Annotated in this window: 23 protein-coding genes; 7 read left to right on the top strand and 16 right to left on the bottom strand. The window is 72.4% G+C overall.

Annotation, left to right across the window (positions count from 1 at the left end):
- Positions 1–37: 37 nt before the first annotated feature.
- Entirely contained in the window at positions 38–970 is a 933-nt protein-coding gene (locus tag U5640_RS18835; protein WP_340376925.1) for an oxidoreductase, read from the bottom strand.
- A gap of 80 nt (positions 971–1050) precedes the next feature.
- Between U5640_RS18835 and U5640_RS18840 the strand changes: the two genes are divergently transcribed.
- Entirely contained in the window at positions 1051–1671 is a 621-nt protein-coding gene (locus U5640_RS18840) for a TetR family transcriptional regulator (protein ID WP_340376926.1), read from the top strand.
- A 218-nt stretch (positions 1672–1889) separates the two neighbouring features.
- Here U5640_RS18840 and U5640_RS18845 read toward each other — a convergent pair whose 3' ends face one another.
- Positions 1890–2507, bottom strand: coding sequence for a TetR family transcriptional regulator (locus U5640_RS18845; protein WP_340376927.1), 618 nt, complete (start codon positions 2505–2507; stop codon positions 1890–1892).
- A gap of 348 nt (positions 2508–2855) precedes the next feature.
- Between U5640_RS18845 and U5640_RS18850 the strand changes: the two genes are divergently transcribed.
- The 4 genes from U5640_RS18850 to U5640_RS18865 all read left to right on the top strand — a co-directional run bounded on the left by U5640_RS18850 (position 2856) and on the right by U5640_RS18865 (position 6061).
- Entirely contained in the window at positions 2856–3278 is a 423-nt protein-coding gene (locus U5640_RS18850) for a hypothetical protein (protein ID WP_340376928.1), read from the top strand.
- A 104-nt stretch (positions 3279–3382) separates the two neighbouring features.
- The gene (locus U5640_RS18855; RefSeq protein ID WP_340376929.1) at positions 3383–3787 is read left to right on the top strand and encodes a zinc-binding dehydrogenase; all 405 of its coding nucleotides are present in this window, start codon (positions 3383–3385) and stop codon (positions 3785–3787) included.
- A gap of 89 nt (positions 3788–3876) precedes the next feature.
- Entirely contained in the window at positions 3877–4782 is a 906-nt protein-coding gene (locus U5640_RS18860) for an NADP-dependent oxidoreductase (RefSeq protein ID WP_340376930.1), read from the top strand.
- Positions 4783–5074: 292 nt separating this feature from the next.
- Positions 5075–6061 carry a hypothetical protein gene (locus U5640_RS18865; RefSeq protein WP_340376931.1) on the top strand — a complete coding sequence of 329 codons (987 nt, stop codon included), beginning with the start codon at positions 5075–5077 and terminating at the stop codon, positions 6059–6061.
- A gap of 404 nt (positions 6062–6465) precedes the next feature.
- Here U5640_RS18865 and gdhA read toward each other — a convergent pair whose 3' ends face one another.
- Entirely contained in the window at positions 6466–7830 is a 1365-nt protein-coding gene (gene gdhA / locus U5640_RS18870; RefSeq protein ID WP_340376932.1) for an NADP-specific glutamate dehydrogenase, read from the bottom strand.
- A 263-nt stretch (positions 7831–8093) separates the two neighbouring features.
- Here gdhA and U5640_RS18875 point away from each other — a divergent pair, with 263 nt between their 5' ends.
- Positions 8094–8891, top strand: a complete 798-nt coding sequence (locus U5640_RS18875) for an SAM-dependent methyltransferase (RefSeq protein ID WP_340376933.1) — start codon at positions 8094–8096, stop codon at positions 8889–8891.
- Between the two features lie 166 nt (positions 8892–9057).
- Here the strand turns inward: U5640_RS18875 and argG are convergent, their stop codons facing one another.
- The 13 genes from argG to U5640_RS18940 all read right to left on the bottom strand — a co-directional run bounded on the left by argG (position 9058) and on the right by U5640_RS18940 (position 22289).
- Complete coding sequence (gene argG / locus U5640_RS18880; RefSeq protein ID WP_340376934.1) at positions 9058–10506, bottom strand: argininosuccinate synthase; 1449 nt, start codon at positions 10504–10506, stop codon at positions 9058–9060.
- A gap of 61 nt (positions 10507–10567) precedes the next feature.
- The gene (locus tag U5640_RS18885; RefSeq protein ID WP_340376935.1) at positions 10568–10801 is read right to left on the bottom strand and encodes a hypothetical protein; all 234 of its coding nucleotides are present in this window, start codon (positions 10799–10801) and stop codon (positions 10568–10570) included.
- A gap of 122 nt (positions 10802–10923) precedes the next feature.
- Positions 10924–13410 (bottom strand): SpoIIE family protein phosphatase, encoded by a 2487-nt coding sequence (locus tag U5640_RS18890; RefSeq protein WP_340376936.1) that lies wholly within the window; start codon positions 13408–13410, stop codon positions 10924–10926.
- Positions 13411–13495: 85 nt separating this feature from the next.
- On the bottom strand, positions 13496–14185 hold the full coding sequence (locus U5640_RS18895) for a sigma-70 family RNA polymerase sigma factor (protein ID WP_340376937.1): 690 nt from the start codon (positions 14183–14185) through the stop codon (positions 13496–13498).
- Between the two features lie 139 nt (positions 14186–14324).
- On the bottom strand, positions 14325–15053 hold the full coding sequence (locus U5640_RS18900) for a hypothetical protein (protein ID WP_340376938.1): 729 nt from the start codon (positions 15051–15053) through the stop codon (positions 14325–14327).
- Between the two features lie 202 nt (positions 15054–15255).
- A complete protein-coding gene (locus tag U5640_RS18905) occupies positions 15256–16671 on the bottom strand; it encodes a HAMP domain-containing sensor histidine kinase (RefSeq protein ID WP_340376939.1) in 1416 nt (471 codons plus the stop codon).
- Positions 16672–17394, bottom strand: coding sequence for a response regulator transcription factor (locus U5640_RS18910; RefSeq protein ID WP_340376940.1), 723 nt, complete (start codon positions 17392–17394; stop codon positions 16672–16674).
- A 93-nt stretch (positions 17395–17487) separates the two neighbouring features.
- Entirely contained in the window at positions 17488–18087 is a 600-nt protein-coding gene (locus tag U5640_RS18915; RefSeq protein ID WP_340376941.1) for an FMN reductase, read from the bottom strand.
- Positions 18084–19172, bottom strand: a complete 1089-nt coding sequence (locus U5640_RS18920; RefSeq protein ID WP_340376942.1) for an LLM class flavin-dependent oxidoreductase — start codon at positions 19170–19172, stop codon at positions 18084–18086. Before U5640_RS18920 ends, U5640_RS18915 begins: the two co-directional genes overlap by 4 nt.
- Positions 19173–19421: 249 nt before the next feature.
- Positions 19422–20156, bottom strand: coding sequence for a TIGR03943 family protein (locus tag U5640_RS18925; protein ID WP_340376943.1), 735 nt, complete (start codon positions 20154–20156; stop codon positions 19422–19424).
- Positions 20153–21271, bottom strand: coding sequence for a permease (locus tag U5640_RS18930; protein ID WP_340376944.1), 1119 nt, complete (start codon positions 21269–21271; stop codon positions 20153–20155). Before U5640_RS18930 ends, U5640_RS18925 begins: the two co-directional genes overlap by 4 nt.
- A 6-nt stretch (positions 21272–21277) precedes the next feature.
- A complete protein-coding gene (locus U5640_RS18935) occupies positions 21278–21751 on the bottom strand; it encodes a MarR family winged helix-turn-helix transcriptional regulator (protein WP_340376945.1) in 474 nt (157 codons plus the stop codon).
- 58 nt (positions 21752–21809) lie between these two features.
- Entirely contained in the window at positions 21810–22289 is a 480-nt protein-coding gene (locus U5640_RS18940; protein WP_340376946.1) for a hypothetical protein, read from the bottom strand.
- 111 nt (positions 22290–22400) lie between these two features.
- On the opposite strand from U5640_RS18940, the gene U5640_RS18945 reads away from it, so the two are divergent.
- Positions 22401–22736, top strand: coding sequence for a YnfA family protein (locus U5640_RS18945; protein ID WP_340376947.1), 336 nt, complete (start codon positions 22401–22403; stop codon positions 22734–22736).
- The last annotated feature ends 167 nt before the right edge of the window (positions 22737–22903 follow it).

The following is a 22903-nucleotide window of genomic DNA, read 5'->3' on the forward strand; positions in this document are numbered from 1 at the left end:
TCCTGGCTGTTGTGGAGCACTCTGTGTCGGCGCCGCGTCAGACCGACAAGGCGGCCGCATAGGTCACGCCGGTCAGGTCCTCCGAGAGCTGCCACAGTCGCCGCGCGGTCTCCGGGTCCTCGGCCGCGGGGTCGGGATGGAGCGTCGTGGGATGTCCCCGCAGGTGTCGGAAGCCGTCGGGACCGAAGAGCTGTCCACCCTCGACAGTGGGCGCGGTCGCCGCGTACAACGTGGCCAGGGCGCCGGACGCGGCGTCCTGGGCGACCAGTGCGCGGCCGAGTGTGACGAAGGTCCGCAGGAGGCCGGTCGGGCCACTGGTCATCAGGTTCGTGGCCGAGAAGCCGGGTTGGGCCAGCAGGCTGCGCACCGGGCTGCCCGCCGCGCGCAGGCGACGGTCGAACTCCAGGGCGAACACGACCTTGGCGAACTTGGACTGCCGGTAGAACCGCATCGGCGCGTACGACGTGGCGCCGGTCAGGTCGTCGAAGGGGATCCGGGCGCCGTGGTGCAGGGCCGAGGTGACGGTCACCACCCGCGGATCGCGGCCGGCGCGCAGCAGGTCCAGCAGGAGGCCGGTGAGGGCGAAGTGGCCCAGATGGTTGCTGGCGAACTGCACCTCCTGCCCCTGCCGGTTCAGCGTGCGGGGCGGCGCCATCACGCCGGCGTTGTTGACCAGGACGTCCACGCCGGTCCCGCGGTCATGCATCCCGGCGGCGAATGCCCTGACGGAGTCCAGGTCGGCCAGGTCCAGACGCCGTACTTCCAGGCGCGCACCGGGCCGGGCATCGCTGATCGCCGCGGCGGCTCGACGCCCCTTGTCCTCGTCGCGCACCGCCAGCACGACGTGCGCCCCGTGCCGGGCGAGCTCTCGGGCGGTGGCCAGACCGAGGCCGCTGTTGGCGCCGGTCACAACGGCCGTCCGGCCGTTCAGGTCAGGGATTCTGTCAGCGGTCCACTTGTTATCTGCCATGGTTCCCAGGCTGCCATTGATGGCTCAGTGTGTCAAACTTTTCCTGGTGAGACTGAACTAGCGCGATGTAGCATGTGGTGGTGGATACGACCAGAGCTCCCGCGGTCAACCTGGCCGAGCGCAAGCGTCAGCTCGTACGCGACGAACTGACCCAAGCCGCCGTCCATCTGCTGGCCAACAAGGGATTCGAGGAGACGACGGTCGACCAGATCGCGGCCGCCGTGGGAATGTCGCGCCGCACGTTCTCCCGCTACTTCGAGTCCAAGGAAGACGTCATCGTGCACATGCTGGCGGGAGCCGGCACCCAGCTGTGCGCGGAACTGCGCGCCAGGCCCGCCGACGAGTCACCCGCGGTGGCATTGCGTCACGCTCTGTCGGTGTTCACCGCGATGATGGCCGGCGATCCGGCGAAGACACGGACCCTGACCAGGCTGATCCTCGACACCCCGGCCCTGCTGGCCCGCTTCCTGGAGCGGCAGACGCACTGGCAGGACGAGATGACGACGATCCTGGCCGAACGCACCGGCCTCGCCCCGGAGGCCGACCTGTGGCCGAGGCTCGCCGCCGGTGTCGCACTGACCGCGTTCAACGCGTCGCTGCGTCGCTGGTCAGAGGGCGGCAGCGTCGATATGGACGAACTGGTCGACGAGGCTTTCACGGCCGTCGCGCCGACTCTCGACCTCGCCATCGGCGCGAACTGACTCCCGAACCCCGGCTGTCCCATGCGGTGTCCGCGCCCCGTCCGCCCCCCTCGTCGGGGCCGGACACCGCATGCCCATGGCCCATGAGGGGCCCATGAGGGGCCCATGAGGTCCCCTTCCCGAGGGGCGAGCGGATCCTCCTCGTGCGGGCGCGGACGCGGCACGGTGATGCGCTCGGCCTCGGCAGCGGGATCGACGCCTGCCGGGCCGCGGTCAGTTCAGCTCGGGGCTGTGCCGAGGTCGAGCGCCGGGGCGATCATCGCGAAAGCCTGGTCGACCAGCTCGTCCATGGCCTCGGCGCCGTCGCTGTCCACCCAGCGGCGCAACCCGGTGTGGAACGCGGTGAGTGCCACACCAGCGGCAAGGGCAAGGCGCATGTCGGCGTCAGGATCCAGCCCGGTGCGGTGCGCGAGGATGCCGGTCATCTCGTCCTGCCAGTGCGTCTGCCGCTCCAGGAAGCGGGCCAGCAGGGCCGGGGTGCCGAGGATCAGCCTGCTCACGTGCAGTGTCTTGTCCGGATAGGCGATGCTCAGCGAGGTGAGAACCGACAGGGCGTGGCGGAGCGCTACCGCGGGCGGCTCGACGGCGGGCCGGTCGCGCAGTTCCGCGCACATCCGCGCGCTGGGCCCCGCGATCATCTGTACCACCACGTCTTCCTTGGACTGGAAGTAGCGGGAGAACGTGCGCCGTGACATCCCCACGGCGGCCACGATCTGGTCGACCGTCGTCTCCTCGAAGCCCTGATCAGCCAGCAACGTCACCGCAGCCTCGGCCAGTTCGCTGCGTACGAGCTGACGCTTGCGCTCCGCGATGTCGGCCGTTGGGGCTGCGTTCATATCCGCCACGACTCCGATGCTACCTTGCGCTGATTCAGGCTCGCCAGGACTACCTTGACTCAATGTGTCATCAGTGACAGCCTAGGAAACATGCCAGCGAGCAAAGGGGCCATGCATCGGTGTCCCCACGTGAGGGCCGTCACGGGTATCGGCGACGGCCGACCCGGCGCCGGTCCCGGCTTGGTCAGGGTGTTCGCCGCCGACGTTCACGCCGACGGGCTGGTGGAAGTCCGCGGCGTCCGCGCTGGAACTCGGCAACAGGGGCCGGTGAGGGCATGCGGGAGCGGAGGCGCGCGGGACTCCAGGCCCTCTGTCCACCCCCGGGAAAAGCATCAGGAGGCCCGCGTCATGGAAGCGATCGTCTGCCGCGAGTACGGCTCGGCGAGCGAGGGGGCCGGAGAAGTGCTGGGGCGGATCCATTCCGCGGCGGGGAACCCGCTCGACACCCGGAAGCTGCGTGCCGAGCCGTACCTGTATCAGCGCCCGGTCACCGGGTTGCGCCGGCCGAGGAAGCACGTCCTCGGCGGCGATGTCGCCGGGCGGGTGGAGGCCGTCGGCTCGGGCGTCACCAGGTTCCAGCCAGGTGGCGAGGTGTACGGGTCGATCCGGCCCGGTGGGTTCGCCGAGTACGCGGCGGCCTCCGAAGACCTCCTGGTGCACAAGCCGAGCGCACCTGTCTTTCGATCAGGCGGCGGCCCTGCCCGTCTCGGGACTGACGGCGCTGACCGGAACTTGGCGGTCCGCAAGGCGTCGAGCCGGGGCAGCGGGTGAGCGGGTGCTCGTCATCGGCGTGTCGGGCGGTGTCGGGACGTGCGCGGTGCAGCCCGCCAAGGCGATGGGCGCCGAGGTCACTCCGATCGCTCGGCGCGGACCACGTGATCGACTCCACGAAGACGGATCTCACCACGACCGGGCGACGCTACGACGTGATCCTTCAGGCGGGGGGAACCGATACGGCATCGACACTCAGACGCCTCGCCGCACCGAAAGGCACGGTGGTCCTCCTGAGCGGAGAGGCGTCCGGCCGCATCGTCGGACCGATCGGCCGCGTGGTGAAGGGCCTGGCGTTGTCCCCGTTCATCGGCCAGAAGGCGCTGGCGCTCGCGGTCATGCCCACCGCCTCGGACCTTGAGCAGCTGAGCGAGGTCGTCACGGCCGGGAAGCTCACACCCGTCATCGACCGGACCTACCCGCTGCGCGACACGGCCGACGCGATGGCCTATCGCCACATGGGGCGCGCCCGCGGAAAGGTCATCGTCACGGTCACCGAGGCCGCCTGAGCGCCCCGCAGCATGGCGCCCACCCACCGCCCACTCAACTATCGACTCCCAATTACTCGATTCCATAAAGGACTTGGAGGTCCATTTCGATGCGAGCAGTGACTTATCACGAGTACGGCGACCCGTCGGTGCTGAGGGTCGAGGAGGTGCCCGAGCCGCACGCCGGTCCGGGCGAGGTCCGGATCCGGGTCGAGGCCGCCAGTGTCAACCCGATCGACTTCAAACTCCGGGCCGGGTACCTGAAGGAGATGATGCCGCTGCAGTTCCCGAAGATCCCGGGCCGGGACGGAGCCGGAGTGGTGGACGAGGTCGGTGACGGCGTGACGGGTGTCGCCGTCGGCGACCGGGTGTTCGGGAACTCGGCCGTGGGGACCACGGCCGAGTACGCGGTGCTCTACGAATGGGCGCCGGTACCGGACGCGTGGACGATGGAGCAGGCCGCGGCCGTGGGGGTGGCGGCCGAGACGTCGGTCCGCGTGCTGAACGAGCTGAAGGTCGGTGCGGGCAGCACGCTGCTGGTCGAGGGTGCCTCCGGTGGTGTCGGCAGTGCCTTGGTCCAGTTCGCCGTCGCCCGGGGAGCCACCGTGATCGGCACCGCCGGCGAGGGCAACCACGCATACCTGCGCTCGCTCGGCGCCACGCCCACGACCTACGGGCCCGGGCTGGCGGACCGCGTGAGCGCGCTCGCTCCCGCCGGTGTGGATGCCGTCGCCGACGTGGCGGGCGCCGGCTCCCTGCCGGACCTCGTCAAGATCGCGCCCACTCCGGCAGCCGTCGTCTCCATCGCCGACCCGGCCGCTCAGCAGCACGGCGCCCGTCTCTCGGTCTCACCCGACGTCCCCACGCCGGACTCGCTGGTGGAGGCCGCGGACCTGGGGGCGGCCGGAGCGTACGTCCCGCACATCGAAGCCACCTACCCTCTCGACCGGATCGCCGAGGCCCACGCCCGCAGCCAGGCCGGCCACGCCCGGGGCAAGCTCGTCATCACGATCTGAGCAGGCCGCACGGCCCCGGCGATCGGCACCGCCCTGCTCGACCGGATCGCCGCCTGCGCCAAGACCTCCCGCGTCACCGGCCACCTCACCTCGGCCACGGCAAAGCCACAGCAGCACCTGCTCCGGCCTCGAAACCCGGACGCTCGTGATCGCACACCGACGCCGACCCATCCCCCTTACCCCGTTTCGACCTGGCTGGGCATGATGCCGTGCCCATCGCATCCACATCCCACCTGCACACCTGCCTGCCCGGGCCGCCGACACAACGGCCCATGTCCCAGATTGGTTCATGATGGACAGACGAGCATTCCTGACCGTCGGCGGCGCTGCCGCCGGACTGGCACTTCTCGGTTCCGCTCCGGCCGCCGGGGCCGCACCGGCGACGACACATTCCGGACCAGCCGAACGCCGCGCCGGTGTCTACCCGGATGTCGCGGACACCAGCCACGCCTCCAAGAGGGCAGTGGCCTTCTTCCGCAGCTACTTCACGGCCAAGAGCCTGCGTGACTCCGACGCCTTCATGGAGCACTTCCTCCGGTCCCAAGTCGGCTACTACGACGCCGTTCTCGGCGGCAGCGTCGTCGTGACCGACTGGACCATCATGAAGGAAGCGAACACCCAGGCCATGAACAGCTGGGCACCGGGCGCGCTGGCCTACCCGCTGCGCATCTTCGGCGACACCAACAGCGCCATCGTTCACTTCGTCGACACACCCGAAATGTTCGGGACGGAAATCCGCGTGTTTTCCACGTTCGACTTCAAGGACGGCAGGATCACCCGCCAGGTCGACTACTGGGACGGACGACGCAATCCCGTCATCACCGGCCGTGCCCCGGTCGACCAGTACCCGCGCACCCTCGGCGTGGACAAAGTACGGCAGAACGCATCCCGGGTCATCGACAGGGTCGCCCGTCAACTGGGCGCCGCGATGGCGGCGGGCGACGCCGCACGGAGCGCAGCGCTGTTCTCCGCCGACGCCGTCTTCGAGGACCTGACCACCAGAGCCGGCCTGGAGGGACGGCTGGCGATCGGCCGCTACCTCCAGCGAGCGCTGCCCCAGCTTCCCTACGGGCCCGGGGCGGTGGTCCGCCACGTGCTCGGCAGCGCACAGGGCGGCGGCTACGAATGGGTTGTGAACGGCAGGCCGGAACTGAGCGGCCTCACCGCACTGCAGCTCGACAGCGCGGGCAGGATAACCCGGCTCAACACCGTCTGGGACGGCTCGCGGCACAGTGACTCGGCCATGCGGTCCCTGGCAGCCCTCTCCATCGAGGACTGACACAGCTGTCCCGCCCGAGCCGAGAACGGTGATCATTGACGGTTCTCGGCATCGCCGGCCCCGGCGGTCGGCACGTCCCGCCCTTCGGCCGCTCCCGGGAAGGGGCGCCCGCGGCCCGAAGAACTGCGGGCTGCCCCCGCCGACCCCGGCCGGCCGGGGTCGGCGGGCAACAGCCGTTCGCCGACGCACCGACGGACGCGGTCATGGCCGAAGACCATCGGGGCTGAGGGGCCGTCAGCCCGTGGCAGGACGGCTGAGGCACGCCGCCCGCACACGACGGCCGACGCACGCCGCCCGCACACGTCGCTCTCGTCCGGCCCTGACCCGCGCCCTCGGCCGGAGTGACCTCCGGCCGGGAGGGGTCGGCTTCGCAGGGTCAGGGCCCGCGGCGGTCGTCCCCGAGGTCAGATCACGCCGAGGTCCAGCATGGTGTCCGCCACCTTGAGGAAGCCCGCGATGTTGGCGCCGACGACGTAGTTGCCGGGGGCTCCGTACTCCTCGGCCGTCGTGCGGCAGGTGGTGTGGATGGTGGCCATGATGGCCGCGAGGCGGCGGTCGGTGTCCTCGAAGGTCCAGGAGTCGCGGCCGGCGTTCTGGGCCATCTCCAGGGCCGAGGTGGCGACCCCGCCGGCGTTGACCGCCTTGCCCGGGCCGAAGGCCACGTCCGCGTCCTGGAAGAGCCGTACGGCACCGGGGGTGGTGGGCATGTTGGCGCCCTCGGCGACCGCCACCACCCCGCCGGCGAGCAGCGCGCGGGCCGCGGTCTCGTCGAGTTCGTTCTGGGTGGCGCAGGGCAGCGCGACCGTGCACGGCACGTCCCAGACGGAACCGCCCTCGATGTAGCGGGCCCGGGGCACGGCCTCGGCGTACTCCTTGATCCGGGCCCGGCGGACCTCCTTGATGTCCTTGATCACGTCGAGGTCGATGCCTTCGTCGTCGACCACGTAACCGCCGGAGTCGGACAGGGCGACGACCCGCGCGCCGAGTTCGTGCGCCTTGCGGGCCGCGTAGATCGCGACGTTGCCGGAGCCGGAGACGACGACCCGCCGGCCGTCGAGGTCCTGGCCGCGGGCGGCGAGCATCTCGGCGACGAAGTACACGGTGCCGTACCCGGTGGCCTCGGTGCGGACGTGGGAGCCGCCCCAGTTCAGGCCCTTGCCGGTGAGGACACCGGACTCGTACCGGTTGGTGATGCGCTTGTACTGGCCGAAGAGGTAGCCGATCTCGCGCGTCCCGACCCCGATGTCCCCGGCGGGCACGTCGGTGTGCTCGCCGAGGTGGCGGTGCAGCTCCGTCATGAACGACTGGCAGAACCGCATGATCTCGCCGTCGGAGCGGCCCTTGGGGTCGAAGTCGGCGCCGCCCTTGCCACCGCCGATGGGCAGACCGGTCAGGGCGTTCTTGAAGATCTGCTCGAAGCCGAGGAACTTCACGATCCCGAGGTTCACGGACGGGTGGAAGCGCAGCCCGCCCTTGTAGGGGCCGAGGGCGCTGTTGAACTCCACCCGGAAGCCCCGGTTGACCTGGATCCGGCCCTCGTCGTCCACCCACGGCACACGGAAGACGAGCTGGCGCTCCGGCTCGCACAGCCGCTCCAGGACCCGGTGACGGGTGTACTCGGGCCGGCGGGCGAGGACCGGTTCCAGGGACTCCAGCACCTCGCGTACGGCCTGGTGGAACTCGGACTGGGCGGGATCCCGCGCCAGGACGGCGGCATGGACCCCGGCGGTCAGGCGCAGGTCCTCGGCCGGTGCGTGCTGGACGGTCATGGGCGTACCTCCTTGTACGGCGTTGCACGGGGATGTACGGCGGATCGCACGGCGGGTACTCAGCGAACCGTCGGACCACCACCCACGACGAGGGTCCCGCCGCCCGCCCCGCGGCCACGGCACGGCCTTCACGGGCGCTCGCCGTTTCCTCCGGACGGGTGGCGCCCAACAGGCCCATCGGAGGGGAAAGGCCACCTCCACCCCCGTGCCAGAATGACGATCTGACAGTCACTCACCATGGTTTCGGGATGGAGCCAGGCAGCATGACCTCTCCCAGGATCGACACGAGCAAGCCCCACCCGGCCCGGATGTACGACTACTTCCTCGGCGGGAAGGACAACTACGAGGTCGACCAGGCGGCCGCCGAGCAGTTCATCAAGGCGGCCCCCGAGGTGCGGGCTGCGGTGCGGTCCAACCGGAGCTTCATGCAGCGCGCCGTGCGGCACGTGGTCGAGGAGGGCGGCATCCGCCAGATCCTCGACATCGGCACCGGTCTGCCGACCGAGCCCAACGTGCACCAGATCGCGCGCGCCGTCGCCCCCGGCACCCGGATCGCCTACGTCGACAACGACCCGATCGTCAGCGCCCACTCCCGGACCCTGCTGGACGACGACGACGAGAACACCTCCGTCGTCCTCGGCGACCTGCGCGACCCCCGGGCCGTCCTCGACCACCCCGACGTCCGCAAGGTCATCGACCTCGACCGGCCCCTGGCGCTGATGCTGGTGGCGATCCTGCACTTCGTCACGGAGGCGGAGGACCCGGACGCGATCCTCGCCACCCTGCTCGACGCGCTGCCGACGGGCTCGTACCTGATCCTCTCCCACGCCACGGTCGACGTCTTCGAGGAGGGCGGGCGCACGGACGCGGTGAAGGTCTACAACAGCGCCACCGCCAGCATGAACCCCCGCAAGCACGCGCGCGTCCTGGAGTTCTTCCGCGACTGGACCCTGCTGGAGCCGGGCCTGGTCCTGGTCCCGGACTGGCGCCCGACCGAGCCCGTCGACCCCGCCCTGCCCCCGATCGGCTTCTACGGCGGCGTGGCGCGCAAGGACGCCTGAGACCAGGGGACCGGGGGACCGGGAGGCCCGGACCGGAAGACCGGGACCGGAAGACCGGGACCGGAAAACCGGTCGGCGACGGCGGTACGACAGCTGTGGGACGGCGAGGGGCCGGGCGGGCGCGTCCTTCTCGCGCCCGCCCGGCCCCTCGCCGTCGGTCGGTGGATCAGTCCGTGCCGGACTCCATCGCCGCGCGGTCCAGGAGGGCGTCCTCCTCGGAGACCTCGCCGCGGGAGGCGATCGCCTCGGCACCGCCCTCGGGAAGGGTGCCGATCAGACCGGTCGCGGCGGCCTGGGCGGCGCCCAGCGCCGGGGTGGCCGTGCTGCCGAGCAGCCCGAGGCCGACGTACTGCTCCAGCTTGGAGCGGGAGTCGGCGATGTCGAGGTTGCGCATGGTGAGCTGGCCGATCCGGTCCACCGGGCCGAACGCGGAGTCCTCGGTGCGCTCCATGGACAGCTTGTCCGGGTGGTAGCTGAAGGCCGGGCCGGTGGTGTCGAGGATCGAGTAGTCCTCGCCGCGCCGCAGCCGCAGGGTGACCTCACCGGTGACGGCGGCGCCGACCCAGCGCTGGAGCGACTCGCGGACCATCAGCGCCTGCGGGTCCAGCCAGCGGCCCTCGTACATCAGCCGGCCGAGGCGCCGGCCCTCGTTGTGGTACTGGGCGACGGTGTCCTCGTTGTGGATCGCGTTGACCAGACGCTCGTACGCGGCGTGCAGCAGGGCCATGCCGGGCGCCTCGTAGATGCCGCGGCTCTTGGCCTCGATGATCCGGTTCTCGATCTGGTCGGACATGCCGAGGCCGTGCCGGCCGCCGACGGCGTTGGCCTCCATCACCAGGTCGACCGCGGAGGCGAACTCCTTGCCGTTGATGGTGACCGGGCGGCCCTGGTCGAAGCCGATCGTGACGTCCTCGGGGGCGATCTCGACCGACGGGTCCCAGAACCGGACGCCCATGATGGGGTCGACGGTCTCGATGCCCGTGTCCAGGTGCTCCAGCGTCTTCGCCTCGTGGGTGGCGCCCCAGATGTTGGCGTCGGTGGAGTACGCCTTCTCGGTGCTGTCCCGGTAGGGCAGTCCGTGGGCGAGGAGCCACTCGGACATCTCCTTGCGGCCGCCGAGCTCCGTCACGAAGTCGGCGTCCAGCCACGGCTTGTAGATCCGCAGGTGCGGGTTGGCGAGCAGACCGTAGCGGTAGAACCGCTCGATGTCGTTGCCCTTGAAGGTCGAGCCGTCGCCCCAGATCTGGACGTCGTCCTCGAGCATGGCGCGCACCAGGAGGGTGCCGGTGACCGCGCGGCCGAGCGGGGTGGTGTTGAAGTACGCCCGTCCGCCGGAGCGGATGTGGAACGCGCCGCAGGCGAGCGCCGCCAGGCCCTCCTCGACCAGCGCCGCGCGGCAGTCGACCAGGCGCGCGATCTCGGCGCCGTAGGTGTGCGCGCGGCCGGGCACCGAGGCGATGTCGGGCTCGTCGTACTGGCCGATGTCGGCGGTGTACGTGCAGGGGACGGCGCCCTTGTCGCGCATCCACGCGACGGCGACCGACGTGTCGAGTCCGCCGGAGAAGGCGATGCCGACGCGCTCGCCGACCGGAAGGGAGGTGAGGACCTTGGACATAGGAAGAGTATGCATGATGACGCATGACCATGCAAAGTCGCCCGGATGGCTGTGAGAGGGGTCACACTCCAGGGGTCACTCCCCCCTCCCGTCGGCGGTCCTGCCAGGCCCGGCGGACGGTGTGCACCCGGATGGCGGTGAACAGCAGCGCGGCGGCACCGATGCCGACGGCGGCCCAGCCCCCGTCCCGGACGACCGCGACGTAGAAGAGGAAGCCGGCGAAGACGACGCCGAAGACGATCAGCAGGGGTTCGCGCACCCAGAACGGGAGTGCGCGGAGAACGAGTCCGACCATGGCGCCAGTTGATCAGGTTCATGCCAGCAAGCGCCACGGAATTCGTACGGCTGCCGCACGGCTCCCCTCTCTCCCGGCTCCCCTCTCCCGTCTCTCCCGGCTCCCCTCTCCCGCCCCCCACCTCACTTACCGACGTTCTGTTCCGCCCAGATCGTCTTGCCGCCCCGGGTGCCGGGGCGGGTGCCCCAGCGTTCGGTGAGCTGGGCGACCAGCAGCAGGCCCCGGCCGCCCTCGTCGTAGGTGCGGGCCCGCCTCATGTGCGGGGCGGTGCCGCTGGCGTCGGAGACCTCGCAGATCAGGGCACGGTCGTGGATCAGGCGGAGCTGGACCGGCGGTTCGGCGTGCCGGATGGCGTTGGTGACCAGCTCGCTGACGATCAGCTCGGTGACGAAGGCCGCGTCGGTCAGCCCCCAGGCCTCCAGGCACGCGATCACGTTCTTGCGGGTCTCGGCGACGGCGGCCGGGTCCGGCTGCACGTCCCAGATCGCGACCCGGGAGGCGTCGAGGCCCCGGGTGCGGGCGACGAGCAGCGCCACGTCGTCGGCGGGCCGCTGCGGCAGCATCCCGCCGAGGACGGTGTCGCACAGGTCGTCCAGCGAGGCGGCGGGCCGGGCGAGGCTGCTGCACAGCAGGGAGACGCCGTCGTCGCCGTCGTCGTCGCCGCCCGCGCCCGCGCCGGTGCCCGTGACCGTGCCGTCCTCGCCGGGCGGGTCGGTCCGGCGGGTGCGGGAGTCGAGCAGTCCGTCCGTGTAGAGAGCGAGCACACTGCCCTCGGGCAGATCGAACTCCACCGACTCGAAGGGGAGTCCGCCCAGCCCCAGCGGCGGCCCGGCGGGCAGGTCGAGCAGCTCCACCCTGCCGTCCGGGCTGACCAGCGCCGGCGGCGGGTGCCCGGCCCGGGCGAGCGCGCACCGCCGGGAGACGGGGTCGTAGACGGCGTACAGGCAGGTCGCGCCCACGTCCCCGGCGGTCTCGTTCTCGGCGGCCTCCGCCTCGGTGGCCAGTCTCGCCACCAGGTCGTCGAGATGGGTGAGGAGTTCGTCCGGCGGCAGATCGATGTCGGCCAGGGTCCGTACGGCCGTCCGCAGCCGCCCCATGGTCGCCGAGGCGTGGATGCCGTGGCCCACCACGTCCCCCACGACCAGCGCCACCCGCGCCCCGGACAGCGGGATCACGTCGAACCAGTCGCCGCCCACCCCGGCCCGGGCACCGGCCGGCAGATAGCGGGAGGCGACCTCCACCGCCGACTGCTCGGGCAGCCGCTGCGGCAGCAGACTGCGCTGGAGGGTGACCGCCGTGCCCCGGGCGCGGGTGTAGCGCCGGGCGTTGTCGATGCAGACCGCCGCCCGGGCGGCCAGCTCCTCGGCGAGCACCAGGTCGTCGTCCTCGAACGGGTCGGGACGCCGGTGCCGGGCGAGGACGACCACCCCGAGGGTCGTCCCGCGCGCCGAGAGGGGGACGGCCATCACGGAGTGGAAGCCGAAGTCGCGGATCCGGGCGGTGCGCTGCGGATCGTCGGCGACCCAGGGCGGCAGCGCGGCCGGGAACACCCGGCGGTACAGGCCCCGCCCCGACCGCAGGCTCTCCACCGGTGGCGAGCCCTCCGGGTACGCGTCCACGTCACCGAGCGCGAGGACCGCCTCGGGGACGCCCGGCAGCACGGACTGGTGGGCGACCCGCCGCAACGCCAGCGGCGCCCCGGCCGCGGCCCCGGCGCCCGCACCACCGCCCTCGGTGCCCACCCCGGCTCCCCCGGCCCCCCAGGCTCCCCCGCCCTCCTCGAAGGAGGTCAGCAGGTCCACGGTGAGGAAGTCGGCCAGGTCGGGCACCGCCACGTCCGCCAGTTCCTGTGCCGTCCGCGTGACATCGAGGGTGCTGCCGATCCGCGAGCTGGCCGCGGCGATCAGCTGGAGGCGTTTGCGCGCCCAGTACTGCTCGGTCACGTCGTGCCCGGTGGCGGCCACCCCGAGCACCCGTCCGTCGTCCGGGTCCTCCACCCGGTACAGCTGGACCGACCAGGCGTGCTCACGGTCCTCGCCGGGGGCACGGGCGTGGTTCTCGACGTACTGCGGTTCGCCCGTCTCCAGGGCGAGCCGCATGCGCCGCTCGACCGCCTCCGACACCGGGGTCGGGATCACGTCCGTCGTCCGCAGCCCGCGCAGTTCCTCCTCACCGAGGCCGAGGGCGTGCTGTGCGGCCCGGCTGGAACGGCGGTAGCGCAGGTCGGTGTCGTACACGGAGGTCGCGCAGGACGGGGACTGCATCAGGCCCCGCCGCATCAGGGCGTCGTCCTCGGGCCGCGGGGTCCCGGCCACGGCGGAGACCAGCAGCCAGTCGCGGCTGCCGTCCTCCGCCGTACGGTGATGGGCCAGGACCCTGGCCACCAGGCGGCGGCCGGACCGGTGCAGGAGGGTGAGGGTGCCGTGCCACCGTGGCGGCCCGGCCGACGGGGGGAGCTCCTGCGGTACCGGCCGCTCGGCCAGCAGCAGCACCGCCGGGCGGCCCACGATTTCTTCCGCCGGGTAACCGAGAAGCCGCTCGGCACCGTCGTTCCACCCGGTCACCGTGCCGAGTTCGTCGAGGGTGACCCGGGCGCTGAGTGCCTCCATGGCCGCTCATCTCGCTCTCCTGCGTGACGCGCTTCCTGGCTTACATGTCGCACTATTGGGCACTATTACCCATTCGTACCACCGTTCAGGCAGCCACGTGCGGGTGCGCCTCCGCCTCGTCCAGCAGGTCGGCCAGCGAGGCCCGGGCCCGGGCCACCCGGGAGCGGACCGTGCCCACCGGACAGTCGCTGACCTCGGCCGCCTCCGTGTACGGCAGTCCGAGCAGCTGGGTGAGGACGAACGCCTCCCGCCGCTCGTCCGGCAGCGCGGCCAGCAGGTCGAGCAGCACGATCCCGTCGTCGAAGCCGGGCAGCCCGCGCGGCTGGGCCGACTCCACGGCGAGCTGCCAGTCCGGTACGTCGGCGTGGCGCGGCCGGGCGGAGGCGTACCGGTAGCTGTCGGTCACCGCGCGGCGGGCGATGGACAGCAGCCAGGAGCGCGCCGAGGAACGGCCCTCGAACCGGTGCAGACTGCCGAGCGCCCGCAGGAAGGTGTCCTGGGCGAGGTCGTCCACAGCCTGGGGATCGCCGCACAGATGGGCGACGTACCGCAGGACGTCCCGGTGCAGCGCGCTCACGAACCGCTCGACGGCGGCCGGGTCACCACCGCGCGCGGCCAGCGCCCACGCGGTGATCGAGTCGTCACGGGACGCATCGGGGCGGGACGAGGCGGCCGGGGAGACGGGGGAGGCAGAGGAGACGGGGGAGACGGGGGAGACGGGGGAGACGGGGGAGACGGGGGAGACAGTTGAGACACGGGAGACTGAGGTGATCACCTGGGGGTGTCCTTCTCGGTCGTCCGGAGGCCGGGACCAGGGCCCCGGTCCGGATACGGGGAGACGGCCCCACGGCGCCTGTGCGCGCGTACGGCCGAAGCCCGGGGCGCACAGGGGCGGCCCGGGTCACCGGCTGCCGTCAGACGGCAGCGGCCCCCACGGGCGGGCCCCGAGAAGTGATCGCGTGGACGAGGAGGAGCCGCGGCACCCGCTCGCGGTGGCGGCGGCGCGGCCGGACACGCGGGCGGGCGGGCGCGAGGGGCAGGGCGAGCAGCAGCCGCAGCGGCGCCGCGAGCCGGCCGGCCACCGCCCGCAGCACGCGGAACGCGGCGCGCTCACCGTGGGCCAGCCACAGCCCGCACAGCAGCGCCGCCAGCAGGTGGGCGGCGAACATCCCCCACGAGGAGGAGCCGAAGACGTCCTCCAGGACACCGCGGCCACCGCCGCCGCCCTTCCCGGGGTGGCTCATGTGGCCCATGCCGACCATGTGCGCCATGTCCATGCCGTCCATGGACGTGTTCATGGACATGTTGCTGGACAGGGAGGGGGACGAGGACGTGGACACCGAGCCCATGCCCCCGGCGACCGGCACCTGCGCGCCCGGGCCCACACCCACCGTCTGGGCGTACTCGAACGCCCGGTGCAGCAGCGCCTGCGCGGCCACCACGACCGCGACCACCGACGCCGGCCCCCGTTCGCGGCCCGCCAGGCACCAGCCCGCCGCGCCGGTCACGGCCGCACCGGCGGCCAGGGCCCAGGCGGGGACGTGGGCGCCGGACATCAGGACGTGGCCCAGGGCGGCGAGCAGCACACAGACGGCCGCGAACATCGCGGCACGCAGTGTGCGTGTACACCACCCGGCAGTCATGGCGCCTCATCCTCGCATCCGCAGGGCCCCTCGGGCGGTGGTACGGAATCCCGCGCGTCCGCGCTCACCCGCCGCCGCCCCGGAGAACGCCCCCGAGGACGCCACCCCGGAGGAGGGGAATCGACCGCCCGGGGTTCCCCGACCGCCCTGGTCACCCCCCCGTCACCAACCCCCGTCACCAACCCCCGTCATCAAGCCCCCGTCACCAACCCCCGCCCACCGTGAACCCGGTCACGGAGCCCCCGCCCTCCCGTCGGCGGGCGAAGGGGGCGCCGCCGTGGGAGAGGGCCACCTCCCGCACGATCGACAGGCCGAGGCCGGATCCGGGCAGGGAGCGGGCGTCGGCGGCGCGGTAGAAGCGGTCGAAGACGCGGGTCAGGTCCTCGACGGCGATGCCGGGCCCGCGGTCGAGGACCTCGACGCGGACGACGCCGGGCCGGGCGGGCCCGGTGACGGAGATCTCGACGGGCGCCACGCCCTCGCGGTCGAACTTGGTGGCGTTCTCCACGAGGTTGGACACGGCCCGCTGGAGCATGCCGGGCCGGCCGTCGGTCGTGGTGTCACCGCTCGCCCGGACCTGGATCACCCGTCCGGTGCGGCGCCGGGCGAGCACCGCGACCTCCTCGGCGATGTCGGCGAGGTCCACTTTCTGCGGGGGTTCGTTGTCGGCCTGGCCTGCGGCGAGGTCGACCAGCTCGTTGACCAGGTCGGTCAGCTCACGGGCCTCCTGGGTGAGGTCGGCGACCAGGTCCTCGCGCATGGCGGGCGGCAGCTCGTCGATCCGCCGCAGCAGCGAGATGTTCGTCCGCAGCGAGGTCAGCGGGGTGCGCAGTTCGTGCCCCGCGTCCTGCACCAGGCGCCGCTGGTCCTCCTCCGACTGGGCGAGCCGGCCCAGCATCCGGTCGAAGGCCCGGCCGAGCCGGCCCACCTCGTCGTAGCCGGTGACCGGCACCTGCACACCGAGCCGCCGGGTCCGGGCGACGTCCTCGGCGGCGGTCGTGAGGATGACCAGACGGTGGGTGATGCGACGGGCCAGCCACCAGCCGAACAGGCCCGCGGCCAGGACGACGGCGGTCATCAGGATCAGGGTGCGCTGCTGGAGCGCCCGCAGCAGGTCCTCGGTGTCGCTGAACTCCTGCGCCACCTGCACCGCACCGCGCCCGCCGCCGAGCGCGACGGTCGCGACCCGGTACACGTCGCTGCCGACGTCCACGTCCTTGTGCTCGGCCATCCGCCCGGCCGCCGGGGCCGCTGCCACCTTCCGGTCGGCGGCCACCACGGGCAGCCGCGGACTGCCGCTGTCGACGACCGTCCCGTCGGCCCCGAGCACCTGCACGTTCGTCCGCGCGGGCCGCACGATGTCGTGCCCGGGCGCCGCGGAGGAGAAGTCCTCCGGTGCCATCGCGTGCCCGCGCACCTCGTCGCGCAGATCCTGGACGACCTCGTCGAACACCGACTCCTGGTCGACCCGCACCAGGCGGGCCGCCGCCGAGTACGACAACACCCCCACCAGCACGGTCACGGCGGCGGTCACCGCGGCGAACGACACGGCGAACGTCGTCCGCAGGGACACCAGCTTGGGCCGCGGCCCACCCAGCAGCCGCCGCAGCCGGCCCACTCAGTCCTCCCGGAGCACGTATCCGACGCCGCGCACCGTGTGGATCAGCGGGGAGGCGTCCGGGTGGTCGAGCTTGCGGCGGAGGTAGCCGACGTAGACGGCGAGGTTCTTGGAGCCGGGGCCGAAGTCGTAGCCCCAGATGCGGTCGTAGATCGTGGAGTGGTCGAGGACGATCCCGGCGTTGCGCACGAGGAGTTCCAGCAGTTCGAACTCGGTGCGGGTGAGCTCCAGCTCGCGCTCGCCCCGCCAGGCCCGCCGCGCCTGCGGGTCCATGCGCAGCCCGGCCGCCTCCAGGTACCGCTCGGGCGTCTGCCGCGGGGCGGCGGCGGTCTCCACCGGGGCGGGGACACCGCCCGGGTTGGTGCGCCGCAGCAGGGCCCGCAGCCTGGCGAAGACCTCCTCGACGTCGAACGGCTTGACGACGTAGTCGTCGGCGCCCGCGTCGAGCCCGGCGATCCGGTCGGCGGTCTCCACCAGCGCGGTCAGCATCAGGATCGGCGTGCGGTCGCCCTCGGCGCGCAGCACCCGGCAGACCTGGAGTCCGTCGATCCCGGGCATCATCACGTCGAGGACGAGCACGTCCGGCGGCGTCTTGTGGGCGTGGGCCAGCGCCTCGACGCCGTCGGCGACCGCGGTGACCTGGTACCCCTCCAGGGCCAGGGCGCGTTCCAGGGCGTGACGGATGGCGCGGTCGTCTTCGGCGAGCAGCAGGGTGGGAGGCACGAAGCCAGTCTGCCAAGCTTTCCGGGTCGGACGACCTGATGATCTTCCTTCCGTCGGGCTTCTTACTGCCCTCTCACTCAGCCGGAGGCAACCTCATCCCGCGGGCCGCAGCGCGGCGAGCTGCTCGGCGAACGGTACGACGTCGAAGGCGTCCTTCACCGGCTCGGGCTCGCGCACCGCCGACAGCCCGCCCATCAGCGCCGCCAGCTCTCCCGCGGCCCGCTCGATCCGCTCCGGCAGCCCCTCGGCGCCCCAGTCCTCCGAGGCGGCGTAGACGGCGGTCGGCACGACGACGGCCCGCAGGTGGGCGAAGAGCGGCCGCAGGGCGTGCTCCAGGACGAGGGAGTGCCGGGCGGAGCCGCCGGTCGCCGCGATCAGCACCGGCTTCCCGGTCAGGGCGTCCGGGTCCAGCACGTCGAAGAACGACTTGAACAGTCCGCTGTACGACGCGGAGAACACCGGCGTGACCACGATCAGGCCGTCGGCGGCCCCGACCGCGTCCAGGGCGGCGGCGAGCCTGCGGCCGGGGAAGCCGTTGGTGAAGTGGTGCGCGATCTCCACGGCGAGGTCGCGCAGCTCCACGATCTCGGTGTCCACCGGCGTCCGCGCCCCGGCCGCCTGGGCGAGCCGGTCGGCGAGCAGCCGGGTCGACGAGGGGACGCTCAGTCCTGCCGAGACGACGACGAGCTTCATGCCACGGTCTCCTTCCGTGCGGCCGCGAGCAGCGACTGGTGGGTGGGCGCGTCCGGCACCTCGGCCGGGCGCCGGGCGGCGAACTCCTTGCGCAGCACCGGCACGACCTCCTCGCCGAGCAGGTCGAGCTGCTCCAGGACGGTCTTCAGGGGGAGGCCTGCGTGGTCGAGCAGGAACAGCTGGCGCTGGTAGTCGCCGGCGTACTCACGGAAGGTGAGGGTCTTCTCGATGACCTGCTCGGGGGTGCCGACGGTCAGCGGGGTCTGCTCGGTGAAGTCCTCCAGGGACGGCCCGTGCCCGTAGACCGGCGCGTTGTCGAAGTACGGCCGGAACTCGCGGACCGCGTCCTGCGAGTTCTTCCGCATGAACACCTGACCGCCGAGCCCCACGATGGCCTGCTCGGGCGTGCCGTGCCCGTAGTGGGCGTACCGGGAGCGGTACAGCTCGACCATGCGCTTGGTGTGGTCGGCGGGCCAGAAGATGTTGTTGTGGAAGAAGCCGTCGCCGTAGTAGGCGGCCTGCTCGGCGATCTCCGGGGAGCGGATGGAGCCGTGCCAGACGAACGGCGGGACGTCGTCGAGGGGCCTCGGCGTGGAGGTGAACCCCTGGAGCGGGCTGCGGAACTTGCCCTCCCAGTCCACGACGTCCTCGCGCCACAGCCGGCGCAGCAGGGCGTAGTTCTCGACGGCGAGGTTGATGCCCTGCCGGATGTCCTGGCCGAACCAGGGGTAGACGGGACCGGTGTTGCCGCGGCCCATCATCAGGTCCACCCGGCCGTCGGCCAGGTGCTGGAGCATCGCGAAGTCCTCGGCGATCTTCACCGGGTCGTTGGTGGTGATGAGGGTGGTGGAGGTGGAGAGGATCAGCTTCTCCGTCTGCGCGGCGACGTACCCGAGCATGGTGGTCGGCGAGGAGGGCACGAACGGCGGGTTGTGGTGCTCCCCGGTGGCGAAGACGTCGAGCCCGACCTCCTCCGCCTTCAGCGCGATGGCGACCATGGCCTTGATCCGCTCCCGCTCACTCGGCGTACGGCCGGTCGTCGGGTCCGGCGTCACATCGCCCACCGTGAAGATCCCGAACTGCATGGTCGCTCAACCTCCAAAGTTGTTGACCGTTCAACTATACCCCTTGAACGGGACCCGGGGGCGGGGTATTCCCCTCCTCGGAGAAGGGCCGGGGGAGGTCGGAGGGCGGTGCGCAGAACCCAGGATCAGCGCCGGGCAGGCAGGCCGGGAGGCACCCCCGGGCAGGCAGGCCGGGGCCCAAGGCAGGCAGCGCCGGGCAGGGAAGTCAGGGTTCGGCCGGGGTCGAGGCCCCGGGGCAGGCGTCCGGTGTCAGCCCAGGGGAAGCGCGTCCATGTACGCGTTCGACGGCTTGCGTACCTTCTTCAGCGCCTGGGCGTCCAGCGCCACCGCCGCCGACGAGGTGCCGAGCCTGCCACCCGGGTGCCAGGTCCCGGTGACCGTCACCCACGTGTCCGCCTTCGGCGTCGTACCGCCGTACACCCGCACCTTCAACGTCGTGGCGTCCGCCGCGCAGCAGCTGATGAGAATCCGGGTCAGGTACCAGCCGCCCCCGTCGGCCGGCGACGCGAACCCCGTCAGCTGCACCGCGCGCCCCTTGATCGCCCGGCTGCGGTCCTGCTGCACCCGCTGGGTGAACCCCGTCAGCGTGATCGGCAGCGGCGAGGTCGCCGGCAGCGGATCGAACCCGTCGTCCTCGACCGCGACGACCTTGGCCGGCTCCCGCGACGCCGTGTACGAGCCCAGCGCGGGCGGCGCGTAGAACAGCAGGCTCAGCACCGGCAGGAACAGCAGCCAGGCGACCCGCGGCACCCGGGAGTGGTCATGCCCGTGCCCGTGGTCCTCCCCCCGCGCGCCCTGTCCGTCCCGTCGGCGCGCGGCCAGCGCCTCCAGGACCCCGAGCCCCACCAGCACCACACCCGACACGACCAGCAGCCACCGCATCCCCGGCTTCACGAACCGCAGGTACTCGTCCGTGAACAGCGCGGTCTGCAACAGCCCCAGCCCGCTCAGCAGCAGCAACGCCACCCGTATGAACCGCTTCACAGCAGCACCCCTCCCACGATCGCGCTGCACACCACCGCGACGACCACCGTCGCCGAGGAGAACCGGACCGCGAAGGCCCGGCCGAACGTCCCCGCCTGCAACGCGATCAGCTTCAGGTCGACCATCGGCCCGACCACCATGAACGCCAGCCGCGCCAGCGGCGAGAACCCGCTCAGCGAGGCCGCCACGAACGCGTCCGCCTCACTGCACACCGCCAGCAGGATCGCCAGCGCCGCCAGGAACAGCACCGACAGCCACGGCGACCCCGAGAACACCTCCAGCACCGACCGCGGCACCGCCACGTTGAAGGTCGCCGCCGCCATCGCCCCGACCACCAGGAAGCCCCCCGCGTGCAGGAAGTCGTGCTGGAAACCCTGCCGGAACTCCTCCCAGCGGCTGTGCCCCGCCCGGTGCCCGGTGTGCCGTACGGCCGGCCGCAGCCACTCCTCGCGCCCCAGCCAGAGCCACAGCCAGCCCATCACGGCCGCCGTCACCAGCGAGGCCAGCAGCCGGGCCAGCACCATCTGCGGACTGCCGGGGAACGCCACCGCCGTCGCCGTCAGCACCACCGGGTTGATCGCGGGCGCGGACAGCAGGAACGCGAACGCCGCCGCCGGAGTCACCCCCCGCCCGATCAGACTGTTCGCCACCGGCACCGAGGCGCACTCACACCCCGGCAGCACCACCCCCGCCGCCCCCGCCACCGGCACCGCCAGCGCGGGCCGCTTCGGCAGCAGCCGGCTGAACACACTCGCCGGCACGAACGCGTTGATCGCCCCCGACAGCGCCGTCCCCAGCAGCAGGAACGGCAGCGCCTGCACGGTCACCGCCAGACACACCGTCCGCCACGCCTGCACCGCCGGCTCCTCCAGCGACCGGCCCACGACCACCAGCACCGCCCCCGGCAGCACCGCCGCCCCCAGCAGTACCAGGGGCCAGTGCCGGGGCAGCCCCCGCCCCGAGAACGCGGACACCGCCTCGGCCACCTCGGCCGCCCCACTCCTCTCGGCCTCCGCCGCCCGCGCCTGCCGGCGGGCCTGCACCACACCGAACTCCAGCGTCTCGGAGTCCCGGAAGTCCGGTACGCCGGAGCCCCGTATGCCCGTGTCCCGCATGAACCCCTACACCCGGCCTTCCCGCAGTCGTGCGATCCGCTCCCCGTGGAACTCCACCGTCCGCCGCATGTGCCGCACGATCACGGCCAGCTCCGCGTCCGGCAGATCCGCGACCAGGGGCGTGCGGTCCCCGCCCAGCCGCTTCCACATCCGCCCGAACTCCGCGATCCGCTCCGGCACCGGCGCCACCAGCACCCGCCGCCGGTCGGCCGCGTCCCGCTCCCGGACCACGTACCCCGCCCGCTCCAGCCGGTCCACCAGCCGCGTCGCCGACCCCGTCGTCAGCCCGGTCAGCTCGGCCACCCGGCCCGCCGTCACCGGTTCCGGCTCCAGCGTCAGCAGGTTCAGACACTGCAGATCGGTCGGATGCAGCCCGAGCCGGTCCGCCAGAGCCTGGTTGAACAGGGCGTACGACGCCACGTACCGCCGGGAGACCACGGACAGCTCGTCCAGCAGACCCGACCGCACGTTCCCGGACATCGCCCAACCCCTTCGTCAGCGCCGCCTGCCGAGATCGTACTCAGGGACCTCACGGCCCTCAGAAGTAGTAGGTGTCCCCGGTGTCCAGCACCAGCACCTGCTGCCGGTCATTGGCCCGGTTGCGGTCCACCGCCCCGCCCGCCCACACCGTGTCCACGTCCAGCGTCGCCTCCGCCGGCCGCCCCCGCAGCCGTACCTCCAGCTCGATCCGCTCCCCCAGCGTGTCCGCCGCGAGCGGCCCCGTCCGGCACACCACCGACCGCTCCCCCGTCCGCGCACACCCCTGCGGCAGCCGCTGACCGCGCGCCGCCAGCGGCACCGACCAGCGCAGCCGGACCGTCGCGTCGGCCACGTCCGCCGGACCGTGGTTCCGTGGCGTCAGCCGTACGTCGACCCGCCCACCGTGCAGGACCGCGAACCCGTGGTACGACAGATCGGCCTCGGCCCCGTCCCTCGCCCCCGCCCCCGCCACCGCGGGCGAGCCCACCGCCAGTACCGCCAAGGCCCCCCACACCGCGAGCCCCCGCATCCTGCGCATGCCACCACTCCTTGCGTCGGCCGGTCCTACCGGGGGGATGTATCCCACGGCGAGCGGGCGGTGAGGCGCCCTCCAACAGGTGACGCGACCCCCCGTGCGAGGCTGAGCGGCATGACGATCCTCCGCTCCGCCGCCCTCTTCGTCCTCGCCGCCCTCTTCGAGATCGGCGGCGCCTGGATGGTCTGGCAGGGCGTGCGCGAGCAGCGCGGCTGGCTCTGGGCCGGCGGCGGCGTCCTCGCCCTCGGCGCCTACGGCTTCGTCGCCACCTTCCAGCCCGACGCCCACTTCGGCCGCATCCTCGCCGCGTACGGCGGGATCTTCGTCGCCGGCTCGATCCTGTGGGGCACGGTCGCCGACGGTTTCCGCCCCGACCGCTGGGACATCACGGGCGCGCTGATCTGCCTCGCGGGCATGGCCGTGATCATGTGGGCCCCGCGCGGCGAGTGAACGCCGCCGCGCCGGTGCCGGGGGGCCATCTCATGGACACCCAGCCGATGCCGGGGGTGGTCCACCTCACGGACACCCCGGCGTCCGTCCCGCGTTTCCCGCCTATCCTGGCCGGACGGCCTTTCGAGGCCGGCCGACCTTTCCGCGCCAGCCCGATCGCGTAGCCC

The organism is Streptomyces sp. SS7 (genome assembly GCF_037993025.1).
In the GTDB taxonomy this organism is placed as follows: domain Bacteria; phylum Actinomycetota; class Actinomycetes; order Streptomycetales; family Streptomycetaceae; genus Streptomyces.

Bases quoted from the DNA above. Each gene is read 5' to 3' on its own strand.
- U5640_RS18835 (WP_340376925.1), bottom strand. From the start codon at position 970: ATGGCAGATAACAAGTGGACCGCTGACAGAATCCCTGACCTGAACGGC.
- U5640_RS18845 (WP_340376927.1), bottom strand. From the start codon at position 2,507: ATGAACGCAGCCCCAACGGCCGACATCGCGGAGCGCAAGCGTCAGCTC.
- U5640_RS18850 (WP_340376928.1), top strand. From the start codon at position 2,856: ATGGAAGCGATCGTCTGCCGCGAGTACGGCTCGGCGAGCGAGGGGGCC.
- U5640_RS18860 (WP_340376930.1), top strand. From the start codon at position 3,877: ATGCGAGCAGTGACTTATCACGAGTACGGCGACCCGTCGGTGCTGAGG.
- U5640_RS18865 (WP_340376931.1), top strand. From the start codon at position 5,075: ATGGACAGACGAGCATTCCTGACCGTCGGCGGCGCTGCCGCCGGACTG.
- gdhA (WP_340376932.1), bottom strand. From the start codon at position 7,830: ATGACCGTCCAGCACGCACCGGCCGAGGACCTGCGCCTGACCGCCGGG.
- U5640_RS18875 (WP_340376933.1), top strand. From the start codon at position 8,094: ATGACCTCTCCCAGGATCGACACGAGCAAGCCCCACCCGGCCCGGATG.
- argG (WP_340376934.1), bottom strand. From the start codon at position 10,506: ATGTCCAAGGTCCTCACCTCCCTTCCGGTCGGCGAGCGCGTCGGCATC.
- U5640_RS18885 (WP_340376935.1), bottom strand. From the start codon at position 10,801: ATGGTCGGACTCGTTCTCCGCGCACTCCCGTTCTGGGTGCGCGAACCC.
- U5640_RS18890 (WP_340376936.1), bottom strand. From the start codon at position 13,410: ATGGAGGCACTCAGCGCCCGGGTCACCCTCGACGAACTCGGCACGGTG.
- U5640_RS18900 (WP_340376938.1), bottom strand. From the start codon at position 15,053: ATGACTGCCGGGTGGTGTACACGCACACTGCGTGCCGCGATGTTCGCG.
- U5640_RS18915 (WP_340376941.1), bottom strand. From the start codon at position 18,087: ATGAAGCTCGTCGTCGTCTCGGCAGGACTGAGCGTCCCCTCGTCGACC.
- U5640_RS18920 (WP_340376942.1), bottom strand. From the start codon at position 19,172: ATGCAGTTCGGGATCTTCACGGTGGGCGATGTGACGCCGGACCCGACG.
- U5640_RS18930 (WP_340376944.1), bottom strand. From the start codon at position 21,271: ATGCGGGACACGGGCATACGGGGCTCCGGCGTACCGGACTTCCGGGAC.
- U5640_RS18935 (WP_340376945.1), bottom strand. From the start codon at position 21,751: ATGTCCGGGAACGTGCGGTCGGGTCTGCTGGACGAGCTGTCCGTGGTC.
- U5640_RS18940 (WP_340376946.1), bottom strand. From the start codon at position 22,289: ATGCGCAGGATGCGGGGGCTCGCGGTGTGGGGGGCCTTGGCGGTACTG.
- U5640_RS18945 (WP_340376947.1), top strand. From the start codon at position 22,401: ATGACGATCCTCCGCTCCGCCGCCCTCTTCGTCCTCGCCGCCCTCTTC.